The organism is Chryseobacterium sp. Leaf405, from assembly GCF_001425355.1.
GTDB lineage: Bacteria > Bacteroidota > Bacteroidia > Flavobacteriales > Weeksellaceae > Chryseobacterium.
Genome location: NZ_LMQN01000001.1, coordinates 376,301 through 387,521, shown reverse-complemented (window position 1 = coordinate 387,521; position 11,221 = coordinate 376,301). Strand labels below are relative to the sequence as shown.

Genomic DNA, 11,221 nt, shown 5'->3' with positions numbered 1-11,221 from the left:
TCAGTGATGAGAGGGAGTTTTTTTTAGTCATTGCGAGGAACGAAGTGACGAAGCAATCTCATTTGGAAAGCTAAGATTTTCGATTTTTAATTAAGAAATTAATGTTCAAAATTAGAAAATGAAGAAAGATACCTATTCCAATACAATAAATTATAAAATAATGAAATGAATAAAATACATTGGCTATTGGTGTTATTGGAGACATATTTCCCGTAAATATTGACGATATACTGTAAGGAAGTATTGTTGCAAAAGTCCAGAAATTATTTCTATCAAGTTCTGCTTTTTTTACCTTGTAATATTGAAGTTCGTTTTTAAGATAGTTAATATCATGATTTATAATGCTTCCAAATTTCATAGAATCTAACTCAATATAACTTCCGCTTTTATCTAATTTCTTTTTTAAAATACCTTTTTTATCAAATATGTAAATAGTTGCCATATAATTTCTTCCAGGAATATTAAAATTAATATCTGAATGTATTACATAATCTTTGGTAAAAGTTAATTGTTTTAATTCTTTTATCTGCTTATTTAAAATAATACTATTTAAGAGTTTTATATTGTCAAGATCTTTAATTTCATGTGGAAGAGATTGAGAATCATTAATCCATTCATTAAGTACAATCTGTTTTCGATTTGTATAAATTGTAGTTTTAAATTCGAAACTTGCCGGATTATTCTTTAGCATTAAAGTATATATAAAAGGGAAGATAACTGAATGTAAGATTAATAAAATTGAAAGAGACGCTATTGCATATTTAAAGTTTTTATTTCGAACATATTTTGAAATTCGATATATAAAAACACAAATAGATAGAAGAAATAATATTAGAAATATTGTTGAAAAAGATTCTCCAATTCCAAATGATATTTTGCTTGTTAAAATTGTTGTCATACATTAAAGGTCTAAAAGTTAAATTTTATTTATTAATAAATAGTAAATTATTTCAGCGATGAAAGTTTTTTTTAAAATATCGTAAAATACTGAAATATAGCAAATTATACTTGATTGTCTCTTCGGAGCGGTTGATTGCTTCATAGGAATGCTTGATTGTACATTCGGAGTGGTTGATTATCTATTCGAAACATTTGATTGCTTCGTCGAATTGCTCGATTGTCCATCCAAAATGATTGATTGTCCTTTAGAAGTACTTGAGGGCTTTATTGAAACGGTTGATAGTCTTATCGAATGTTTTTTCCTTAGTCGAAATATACTGGACTATTATTCTCATATTTTCAATAAAAAAGCTTTTGATAATTTATAAGGAAGTATTATTTTCCAGTTTTTGTATTAAATTTCCTTTCACCACTGTAAAAGCATAATCCTTCGCCTCAGCAAAAGAAACATGATATTTTCGATCAATTTTTCTTAAATCTTCAGGAAATTTTGAAAGTAAATCATCATAAAAAGTATCCAAAAATTCTTTAGAAGGCATTTCATAATTAATTTTCAATTGAAAACGTCTCAACAAAGCGGTATCAATGATTTCGGGGTGATTTGTTGCGCACAGTAAAAGGGCATTTTCGGGATAATAATCGATCAACTGGATCAATGTATTCACAAGTCGTCTCATTTCGCCTACATCTTTGTCGTTGCTGCCTCTCGCTTTCCCGATTTGGTCGAGTTCATCAAGAAAAAGTACCGATTTTTCTCGGGAAGCTTTATCGAAAATCATTTTGATATTCTGAGACGTTTCACCAATTCTCGAAGAAACGATATTGCTTAAATTAAGAATGATGATATTTTTGCCTAAAGCGTTGGCAATTGCCTTTGCTGTCATGGTTTTCCCACAACCTGAGCTTCCTTGTAGAAGTATTTTATTATTTACCGGAAGACCGTATTCCTGCAGTTCTTTGATGTACTTATGTTCTTTAATGAGCTGTACAAATTGTTCCTTATTTTGGGGTTCAAGGAAAACATTATTAAGTGTCACTTGTTCTTTATCCTGAATAATAAGGTCGTACAGATTCATCGTCTATTGAAATTATACGCAAAGATAAAGCTTAAAAATTTAAATATTTGACTGAAGAATAAATTTGAATTTTTCCGGAATGCTATCAGCTGAAAAATTTATAAAAAATTGTGTCTGCTACTGTTTACGTTTATTTTTTTCGAAAATATTCGCCCGAAGAATTTCAATTTCTTTCATCATTCTTTTTGTCTTTAATTTACCGTACTGCGAATAAACGTATTTTAAAACAAAAAGCCGAAACATGAAGTTCCGGCTTTTTACTGCTTAATTATAATGTAAATGAAAATATTTCCTATGATAAGATTAATCGTAATGATTAAAATTCTAAAACAAGTGTATTACATGTTTTATAAGTTTTCTGGCTAGTTCTTTATTTTCAAAATTAGTTTCCTTCTCTTCTCGCTGTTGCGAAATATGAAGCGAAAACTACTAAACATGTTGCGATTCCGATGTAAGTGATCATTTTATTATATTTTTAGTTATTTGATTATTTATTGCTTATTCTGTATTGCAATATTACGACTTTCAAATGATGTACCAAAACAAATAATTATGATGTATATCAGTGTTTTATGATGTTTTATTTAAGATTTTGTACAGATTTAGTTTACATTAATTTAATATAAAATTGAAAATTTATTGATGGTTTTATTGTGTTATGTGTAAAGTTTTATCAATCTCTCAATAGTTTCATATTTTGCATTTAAAAGTTGATAATACAAAAAAGAAAAAATGCTCAGCATAATAATATTATTTGTGAGTAAATTAAGTCACTTAATTTTGACATGATGTGTTTTAATGTTAATAAAAATTATCATTATTCAATTTCATGTGAGTTTTCATCTCGTTATTTTATCAGATTTGTGATATCAATTACATCGATAAAATGTATTGCAAGACGGTTTTTGGTTATTTTTGCTTTAAAATAAAGAATATGGGAAGAAGTTATTTGTATCTATTGCTAGCGATTATTTTTGAAATTATTGCGACAACTTTCCTGAAAAAATCTGAACAGTTTACGAAATTGCTTCCTTCTATTATTACGTTAATAGGATATATTGTGACCTTCTATCTGCTAAGTCTTACTCTGCGTCAGGTTCCTGTAGGAATTGCTTATGCAATCTGGTCGGGAGTTGGAATTATATTTATTACCATCATCGGGATCGTTGTATTTAAACAAGTTCCCGATTTGCCGGCAATTATAGGAATATTATTAATTGTGATAGGAGTAGTAGTGATTAATTTGTTCTCAAAGATGGGATCTCATTAATTTTTAAATGAAATAAAAGAAAGATCATACCTCCGCTTCTATAATATAAAGGAGTGAAAATTATACAAGATTGAAAAATTTGCGAAGCGAAAGTCGAAAAGTGTGTCTTATGTATTTATAATTTATTTTGCTTTGTATTTTCCAAAAGGGTTGTAAGAAACACCGACGTTAAAATAAAAAGAAGTTTTTGGACTGGCTTCGAAGAAATAATTTTTGAAAGATTCATTTTTTTCGAAAATTCTGGCATTAGGAACGGTTCGTATTCCTGTTTTTAAAGTCCCGATAAAACTGCCGATTTTATGTTCGTAAATTGCTCCCGAATTGATTTCCAATTGTCTGAATTCATACCTTTTATTGCTGTCATAAATGTAAAATGAAGTATTTTCCATCTCTGAGCCTAAAGAAATTCTGCCGTTTTCAGAAACATTCTTTTTGATTAAAACTCTTTTCGGCAGAATAATATCTGCAATCAGTCCATTATCAAATGTATGTTCATAACTGAAAGTAGGAATAATAGGAATCTGAGTTGAAGGATCAATAATTCCCACTAATCCTACCGTCATTTTTGTTTTGGCATTGGCTTTTAAAATCATTGTTCCGGTCAGCATGCCACGCATTCTTTCAAAATGTTCATCACTTCCGTCCACAGAAAAGCTGGCAGAATAAATGGTCATTTTATTAAAAAGTTTTGAGAAATATGTAAAACTCAATGTTTCAGAATGATAATGAAAATCATTGTTTTTTCGATAATCTGAGATTGAATTTTCAGTATTTAAAGACGTATAACGATAGTTGAGAGTAGTACTCAGGACCCATTTTTGAGTTTTAATGAAATTGATATTTGAACTCACTTTTACCTGTGAAAAATGATCGACTTTATTTTCCGGTAAATCTGCACCGTGGAGCTGAGATGAAAATTTGTAAGGCGTGAGTTGAGTAAATTCAACGTTGAAATCTCTTGCTATCGGAAATTTTTCTGCCACATAAGCGGTTACTTTTTGCGGAATGCTGTCTCGTTTCTGGGCGAAAGCAATATTGGAAATCGAAAGAATAGAAGATGTAAGGATTGTTTTGTGTAATATATTCATGGTTATTTTAAGGAAGTAATGAGAGATTGGAAAAAATTGAAAACAAATATTTTATCAAAGAAAATTTCTAAGGCATTTTCAGTAATAAAATCCGAATGTTGGCTGTGAAGCGTTTTGGTATCTTCTTCCACGAAAACAAACCAAAGTTCCTGCAGATTATTTTCTTTTTTGAAGGTGTCAGATTCATAAGGATTTAAGGCGGAAGAAAATTTTAAATCATAAAATAAAATTCCTTTTTTAATGCCGTTTTCTTCAATGATATTTACAGGATTATTCACATAATCAATCACTTTCAGGCTTTGGTTATAGCATTCTACAAAGTGATGAAGGTCGATTAACTGAATAATTTTTTCTTCCTGCTGAGAATCCGACATATAGAAGCATTCTAAAGTGATTTTTTCGCTGAGTTCCTGAAAAGCGCTTAATTCCATAATGTTTACATTTTATAGCGCAAAGGAATAGAGAAAAGCTCTTCACAATATTTTTTTTATATGAAACGGCAGGTATTTTATACAAAATCGGACGCTTCTGAAATTCGTATAAAAAATAACCGACTTTGTATAATATTATCGGTATTAGCTCCGTTATTACTTATTTTTGTTTAGGATAAAATGAAGATATGAAATACAATTCGCCGGAATTGAAAAATAATTTGCTGATAAATTTTTTGATAGACGACCGATATCGGTTTTTGCGTCATTTGGTATTTTGTATTGGATTTTTCGGACTTATTTATTTTACCAGATTTTGGAGTTGGTTTGAAGATCCTTACCGTTATTTTGTACTGCTATTTGCATATACGATGTTAATAATCATGGCATATATTAATATATATGTGCTTGTTCCGTATTTCTTTTTCCGAACGTATTATGTTTCTTATTTTATACTGTTGATATTGCTCGGAGTAGCCGGAATTAATTTTATCAGTTATTGTTTTAAGAATTATTTTGATGCTTATAACATCAGTCATATTCACAATAATAAAGACGGGGATTTTTATGAAGGGATTATGATGTGTGTTTCTATTATTTTAACCACAACAACGGTAAAACTTCTTCAAAAATGGACAAAAGACAATAAAAGAATCACAGAATTGAGCAGTCTTACATTAAATATGGAATTGAATGAATTGAGAAACCAGATCAATCCGCATTTCTTATTTAATATGTTGAATAACGTAAAAGCATTAATAAGAACCGATCCTGAGGCAGCAACAACGGTAATTATTAAGCTCTCGGAATTTCTAAGATATCAATTGTATGAAAACGGGGAAGAAAAGACTTTATTAACCTCAGAAATAGAGTTTTTATCGAATTTTATTAATCTTGAAAAAATTAGAAGAGAAAATTTTTCCGTTGAAATTCATTCAGAGACCGACAAAAAGATTCTAAACAGCACATTTATTCCGCCCAATCTTTTTACAACTTTTGTGGAAAATGCAATAAAACACAGTGTAAATATCACAGGAAAAGAATCTTATATTAAAATTAATATCAAAATTGAAGACAAAATCCTCCGTTTTACCTGCGTTAATTCTCAGGATTTGCAGTTGTCGGCTTCAGATAAAAAATACAGCGGACTTGGATTAGTAAATATAAAAAGACGACTTGAACTTTTATATGGTAAAACTTATACACTGAATATGCAGTCTTTTGATAATGAATATATTGTAATATTAAATATTCCCGTATGAATTGTATTGTTGTAGATGATGAACCCTTGGCGAGAGCAGAAATGCGTTCGCTAATCAATGAAGTGTCAAAATTGGAAATTCTAAGCGAGTTTTCCAATGCTCCGGCAGCTTTGGAATTCCTCAAAACAAACGAAACCGATCTTATTTTTTTGGATATTGAAATGCCTTTGGTAACTGGGTTGGATTTCGCAAAAATGATTCCTAAGCATAGTCTTGTGATTTTTACAACAGCATATTCTCAATATGCATTGAAAAGTTATGAACTTGATGCAGTAGATTATCTATTGAAACCGGTTGATAAAAAAAGACTTGAAAAAGCAATCAGCAAAGCGGTTCTTTATAAACAATTATTATCCAATAATACGGTAAAAAATACGGTAGAATCCAATACAAACGATTTTTTATTAATTAAAGCTGAAAGAAGATATTATAAAACCAATTTTTCTGAGATAAAATTTATCGAAGCATTGAAAGATTATGTCGTTATCCATACGCAAAATCAAAAACTGATAACCGCAATGAATCTAAAAACTATTCATCAGAAAATTATTTCACCCAAATTTATCCGCGTAAGCAAATCTTATGTAGTGAATACGGATTGTATTGATTCTTTTGATACGCACAGTCTCTACATTGGCGATTCTGAAATTCCGCTAGGGGAAGTGTATAAAAATGCTTTTTTTACAGCATATTTTGGTGATTCTATGAGTTTGGAATAATTCTCAGTATAATTTCTGGTCATTTTCACAGAAAAAGCTTGTCCGTTTTCCATGACCTGTATCTTTTTTTATAATGTCTGCACCACATTTCGGACAGTTTTTTTGATGATAAACCTGAAAATGTTTTTTCAGAACATTCGCTTTTTTCCATTTTTTGAAATCGAAACTGTAATTTCTTGCTTCCTCAATTAATTCTTCAAGTTTTTTCGAAGGTAAATTTCCAATCAGACTTTCAGGATGAATACCAATTCTAAACAACGCTTCGTTTTTAATAATATTTCCAACACCGGAAAATAGATCCTGATCCATCAATGCATCGCAAACCATCATTTTAGGATTTAATTTTAATTTTTCCTCCACTTTTTCAGGATTCCAATCATCACTCATCACGTCAGCTTCCCAATCTATTTTTGATAAAAATTTAGAATCTACAAGTTTTACATTGCAGGTGTAAAAATACATTCCCCCATCATTAAAAGCTAATCCTAAACGTAAATTATCTTTTTGATCTTTTTTCTCAAATAAACTGTAAGAACCGAACATGAGTAAATGAATTCTAATATTTACAGTATCAAAAATAAGGTAAGTTTGTTTGCCGAAAGTTTTTATTTCTCTCAAAATTTCATTTTTAATTCCTGACGGATCTTTAATTGAATTTCCTTCGACTTCAGTTACTTTCTGACCCACAAATTTTTGCAGATTTTCTTTCATAAGAACAATAGTAGGACCCTCAGGCATAGCTTTATTTTTTAAGAAAAATTCAAATATTATTCCGTAAAAAATAAAATTTGAAGTAATTTTGAAAAATGATGAACTTAAACCAGATTTTCACCAATCAGCGTACAGGAAACAATCCACAGACAAAGGCTTCAAGAACAGATTTTCAGAGAGATTTTGACAGAATTATATTTTCATCGGCTTTCCGCAGACTGCAAAATAAAACGCAGGTTTTTCCGCTTCCGGGCAGTGTTTTTGTGCATAATCGTTTGACGCATTCGCTGGAGGTTTCTTCGGTTGGGAGAAGTTTGGGTAGTGTTATCGGAGAATTTATTCATGATCAGTTTAAAAATGATTTAACGGAAGATTCCAGAAATTTTTATCTTCATAATTTAGGAAATGTAATTGCAGCGGCTTGTCTTTGTCATGATGTGGGAAATCCTGCGTTCGGACATTCAGGTGAGGATGCGATTGCCAGTTATTTTGAAAGAAATGAGAATGAAATAAAGTCTAAATTCAATGAAAAAGAGTGGGCAGATTTGGTGAATTTTGAAGGAAATGCCAATGCAATCAGAGTGTTGGCACAACAGCAGCAAGGTAAAGATGCGGGCGGAATTCAGCTGACATTTGCAACGTTGGCAAGTATTGCTAAATATCCATGTGAGGCAATTGCCAGAGATAAATCAATTCTTCACAGAAAAAAGTTCGGGTTTTTTCAAAATGAAAAGGATATTTTTCTTGAAATTGCAAAAGGAACAAATTTAATTTCAGAAAACGAAGAACCTCATATTTTCAAAAGACATCCATTCGTTTGGCTGGTTGAGGCGGCAGACGATATTTGCTATAATATTATTGACATGGAAGATGCTCACCGATTGGGGATTGTTTCCACGGCTGACTGCGAAAACCTGTTCTTTGAACTCGTAAAATCTGAAACTGATGATATTAAAAGGGTAAAGGATAAATTGGTGTCAATTGGTAATGACAACGAAAAAATTTCTTATTTAAGAGCAAAAGTGATTAATGCATTAATCAATAAATCTCTTGAAATGTATAAACAAAACTTTGAAACCATTATGGAAGGAAAATTAGATAAAGCTTTCCTTGATATGTATAAGTCTGAAAATGCTGCATTAAAGGAAATTGAAAAATTCTCTATTGCAAAAATTTATAATCATAAAGCCGTTGTAGAGATCGAAAATGCAGGTTATAATGTTATGTATGAGTTGCTGGATCACTTTATTCCTTCAATTTTAAAGTCGAAAGACACTAGAAAATCATATGATAAAATGGCATTAAAACTTCTTCCGCAACAGTTTGTATATGAAGACGGAACCGATTATCAGAAAGTTTTAGGCGTCATCGATTTTGTTTCCGGAATGACGGATAATTATGCTACCGATCTTTACAGAAAAATCAAAGGAATCGACATCGGAATGACGGTGTAATTTCTATTTATTATAGGTCATAGTTATTCTGATGCCTTTTCAGTCTTAATTCCTGAGAATTTCTGTTTTCTGATAAGTAATTCAAAAAATAATTTAAAGTCTGAAATTAAAGACCAAATCGGATATTTAAAAGTTGCGGGTGTATTTTTTTCGATAATTGCATGGCTCAACCAGGCAAATCCATAGCCGAAAATAGGAACATACCATAGAAAACGCTCTTTACCGGAATAAATTACATATCCTACAACAAAAAACACTAAAAGTGTTCCCAGGAAATGAAAAATTCTTGTTCCCATTTTACTGTGTTCAGTAAGGTAAAACTGATAAAATTCTTTAAATGTTTTTATTCTTTCAGACATGGCATTTTTAGTTTAAACTTTAAAGAATAAGCAATAATTCCGCCAATGTTATCATGAAATAAAAAAGGCAAAACTGTGATGTACAATTTTGCCTTTTAAGTTTTTATTTATCTGAAGCTTAGATTTTTCTCAATTTACTGTTTTTATATCCGTAGAAGAAATAAATGACTAAACCTATCGCAAACCAAAGTCCGAACCAGAACCAGTTGTCATGGCTCATTCCGGTAAGAAGGTATAGGCATGAACTCAACCCGATTAACGGAATTAATGAAAGATTTTTGACGAAAGTCCAAATAGAAAGAATTAAATTAACCAAGATGAAGAAGAAAATAGAAGCTCTGAATTCACCTTCTTTAGGATCGTCCCATTTCATTAAATTATCAAAAAATTCAGGCTGCCAGAAGTAAAAGAAAACCAATCCGCCAATGATAATTACCGGGAAAATAAATTTTCCGTTGATATATGGTAAATGGAATCTTCCTTTGATTTTCTCTTTTGGAGGAAGCATTAAAACTCCGGCGCAAACCAATACGAATGCGAAAATTGTTCCGATACTTGTGAAATCTAAGATGAAAGATTTGTCTGTAAACAAAATAGGGATTCCGACAACAATACCCGTAACAATCGTTGCAAATGCAGGTGTTTTGTATTTCGGATGTACGGTCTGAAATTTTTTAGGCATCAAACCATCACGGCTCATTGCGTACCAGATTCTCGGCTGACCCATCTGGAAAACCAATAATACGGTTGTAATGGCAACAATAGCAATGAATGAGACTGTTAATTCCATCCAGGCAACGTTGGCGTTTCCTTTTTCAAAAATAAATGAAAGCGGATCTCCAACACCGTCAAACTTCTTGTAATCCACCATTCCTGTTAATACTAAAGTTAATGCGATGTAGATTACGGTACACAGAACCAAAGAGATAATCATTCCTTTGGGCAATGTTTTTTGAGGGTCTTTAGTTTCTTCAGAAAGTACGCTTAATGCATCAAAACCGATATAAGCAAAGAAAACTCCTGAAACGGCACTCATTACACCGACAAAACCATTCGGCATGAAGGATGGTGTTCCTGTTTCAGGGCTTATTGGAGTCCAGTTTTCTGTATTAATATAAGAGAATCCCACCAAAATAACCAAAACAATAACGGCTAATTTTAAGATGACCAATGAGTTATTGAAATTCTTACTTTCTTTAACGCCAACATAACACAACCAGGTAATTAAACCATTGATGACCAAAGCCGGCAGATCAAAAATAACCTTTAAACTTCCTAATAACGGAGCTGTTTGCCAGGCATTTAGTAATTCTTTGTTCTCCGATCCATTCATGAAAGCTTTCTTGGCTTCGGTGTAACTACATGTAAGATAATCAGGGATATGCATTCCTAAACGATGCAGAAAACTGGTAAAATAATCTGACCATGAAAAGGCAACATATATATTTCCGAAAGAATATTCCATAATCAAAGCCCAGCCGATAATCCAGGCAATTAATTCTCCGAAACTGGCATAGGCATAAGTATAAGCGGAACCAGCTGTAGGAATTCTACTGGCAAATTCTGCGTAGCACAATGCTGTAAAACCGCAGGCAAAACCGCAGATCAAATATAGTAAAATAACACCGGGACCGCCTCTGAAAACGGCTTCTCCCAAACTGCTGAAACTTCCTGCTCCTATAATCGCCGCAATACCAAAAAAAACGATATCCCAAACACCCAAAACTCTTGCTAAATCGGTGGATGTATCTGTTTCTGAATAGTTTTTCCTTCTAAAAAGTTGATTCATTCAATTCTATATTTGATTTCGAAAAAAGCAAATGTAATTATTTCTGAGAAATAATTAAGGAAATCTTAAAATTTCTTACGGGAAAGTTAACAACTATTAAAAAAGATTGTAGTTATCAACAATATGTTAAAACGCTTGTATATGCAATATCTTTTCGATATT

The 11,221-nt window shown here is 31.4% G+C and carries 11 protein-coding genes; 4 read left to right on the top strand and 7 right to left on the bottom strand.

Annotated elements, in window-relative coordinates:
* Positions 1 to 70 precede the first annotated feature (70 nt).
* Both ASG22_RS01735 and ASG22_RS01725 read right to left on the bottom strand, forming a co-directional pair.
* Complete coding sequence (locus ASG22_RS01735; RefSeq protein ID WP_131726136.1) at positions 71 to 898, bottom strand: hypothetical protein; 828 nt, start codon at positions 896 to 898, stop codon at positions 71 to 73.
* Between the two features lie 364 nt (positions 899 to 1,262).
* The gene (locus tag ASG22_RS01725; protein WP_055979584.1) at positions 1,263 to 1,976 is read right to left on the bottom strand and encodes an AAA family ATPase; all 714 of its coding nucleotides are present in this window, start codon (positions 1,974 to 1,976) and stop codon (positions 1,263 to 1,265) included.
* A gap of 934 nt (positions 1,977 to 2,910) precedes the next feature.
* Between ASG22_RS01725 and ASG22_RS01720 the strand changes: the two genes are divergently transcribed.
* A complete protein-coding gene (locus ASG22_RS01720; RefSeq protein ID WP_055979583.1) occupies positions 2,911 to 3,246 on the top strand; it encodes a DMT family transporter in 336 nt (111 codons plus the stop codon).
* Positions 3,247 to 3,368: 122 nt separating this feature from the next.
* Here the strand turns inward: ASG22_RS01720 and ASG22_RS01715 are convergent, their stop codons facing one another.
* Both ASG22_RS01715 and ASG22_RS01710 read right to left on the bottom strand, forming a co-directional pair.
* The gene (locus tag ASG22_RS01715) at positions 3,369 to 4,334 is read right to left on the bottom strand and encodes a DUF6268 family outer membrane beta-barrel protein (protein ID WP_055979580.1); all 966 of its coding nucleotides are present in this window, start codon (positions 4,332 to 4,334) and stop codon (positions 3,369 to 3,371) included.
* A 2-nt stretch (positions 4,335 to 4,336) separates the two neighbouring features.
* The gene (locus tag ASG22_RS01710) at positions 4,337 to 4,765 is read right to left on the bottom strand and encodes a hypothetical protein (protein WP_055979577.1); all 429 of its coding nucleotides are present in this window, start codon (positions 4,763 to 4,765) and stop codon (positions 4,337 to 4,339) included.
* A gap of 188 nt (positions 4,766 to 4,953) precedes the next feature.
* Here ASG22_RS01710 and ASG22_RS01705 point away from each other — a divergent pair, with 188 nt between their 5' ends.
* Together ASG22_RS01705 and ASG22_RS01700 are read left to right on the top strand one after the other, a co-directional pair.
* The gene (locus ASG22_RS01705; RefSeq protein WP_055979574.1) at positions 4,954 to 6,027 is read left to right on the top strand and encodes a sensor histidine kinase; all 1,074 of its coding nucleotides are present in this window, start codon (positions 4,954 to 4,956) and stop codon (positions 6,025 to 6,027) included.
* Positions 6,024 to 6,746, top strand: a complete 723-nt coding sequence (locus ASG22_RS01700) for a LytR/AlgR family response regulator transcription factor (RefSeq protein ID WP_055979572.1) — start codon at positions 6,024 to 6,026, stop codon at positions 6,744 to 6,746. Before ASG22_RS01705 ends, ASG22_RS01700 begins: the two co-directional genes overlap by 4 nt.
* A 3-nt stretch (positions 6,747 to 6,749) precedes the next feature.
* Here ASG22_RS01700 and ASG22_RS01695 read toward each other — a convergent pair whose 3' ends face one another.
* A complete protein-coding gene (locus tag ASG22_RS01695) occupies positions 6,750 to 7,484 on the bottom strand; it encodes a DNA-formamidopyrimidine glycosylase family protein (protein ID WP_055979568.1) in 735 nt (244 codons plus the stop codon).
* Positions 7,485 to 7,555: 71 nt separating this feature from the next.
* On the opposite strand from ASG22_RS01695, the gene ASG22_RS01690 reads away from it, so the two are divergent.
* A complete protein-coding gene (locus ASG22_RS01690; protein ID WP_055980243.1) occupies positions 7,556 to 8,911 on the top strand; it encodes a deoxyguanosinetriphosphate triphosphohydrolase in 1,356 nt (451 codons plus the stop codon).
* A gap of 23 nt (positions 8,912 to 8,934) precedes the next feature.
* Here ASG22_RS01690 and ASG22_RS01685 read toward each other — a convergent pair whose 3' ends face one another.
* Together ASG22_RS01685 and ASG22_RS01680 are read right to left on the bottom strand one after the other, a co-directional pair.
* On the bottom strand, positions 8,935 to 9,270 hold the full coding sequence (locus ASG22_RS01685; protein WP_055979565.1) for a DUF962 domain-containing protein: 336 nt from the start codon (positions 9,268 to 9,270) through the stop codon (positions 8,935 to 8,937).
* Positions 9,271 to 9,388: 118 nt separating this feature from the next.
* The gene (locus tag ASG22_RS01680) at positions 9,389 to 11,059 is read right to left on the bottom strand and encodes an APC family permease (RefSeq protein ID WP_055979562.1); all 1,671 of its coding nucleotides are present in this window, start codon (positions 11,057 to 11,059) and stop codon (positions 9,389 to 9,391) included.
* Between the last annotated feature and the right edge of the window lie 162 nt (positions 11,060 to 11,221).

Bases quoted from the DNA above. Each gene is read 5' to 3' on its own strand.
- ASG22_RS01720 (WP_055979583.1), top strand. From the start codon at position 2,911: ATGGGAAGAAGTTATTTGTATCTATTGCTAGCGATTATTTTTGAAATT.
- ASG22_RS01715 (WP_055979580.1), bottom strand. From the start codon at position 4,334: ATGAATATATTACACAAAACAATCCTTACATCTTCTATTCTTTCGATT.
- ASG22_RS01710 (WP_055979577.1), bottom strand. From the start codon at position 4,765: ATGGAATTAAGCGCTTTTCAGGAACTCAGCGAAAAAATCACTTTAGAA.
- ASG22_RS01725 (WP_055979584.1), bottom strand. From the start codon at position 1,976: ATGAATCTGTACGACCTTATTATTCAGGATAAAGAACAAGTGACACTT.
- ASG22_RS01695 (WP_055979568.1), bottom strand. From the start codon at position 7,484: ATGCCTGAGGGTCCTACTATTGTTCTTATGAAAGAAAATCTGCAAAAA.
- ASG22_RS01735 (WP_131726136.1), bottom strand. From the start codon at position 898: ATGACAACAATTTTAACAAGCAAAATATCATTTGGAATTGGAGAATCT.
- ASG22_RS01700 (WP_055979572.1), top strand. From the start codon at position 6,024: ATGAATTGTATTGTTGTAGATGATGAACCCTTGGCGAGAGCAGAAATG.
- ASG22_RS01705 (WP_055979574.1), top strand. From the start codon at position 4,954: ATGAAATACAATTCGCCGGAATTGAAAAATAATTTGCTGATAAATTTT.
- ASG22_RS01690 (WP_055980243.1), top strand. From the start codon at position 7,556: ATGAACTTAAACCAGATTTTCACCAATCAGCGTACAGGAAACAATCCA.
- ASG22_RS01680 (WP_055979562.1), bottom strand. From the start codon at position 11,059: ATGAATCAACTTTTTAGAAGGAAAAACTATTCAGAAACAGATACATCC.
- ASG22_RS01685 (WP_055979565.1), bottom strand. From the start codon at position 9,270: ATGTCTGAAAGAATAAAAACATTTAAAGAATTTTATCAGTTTTACCTT.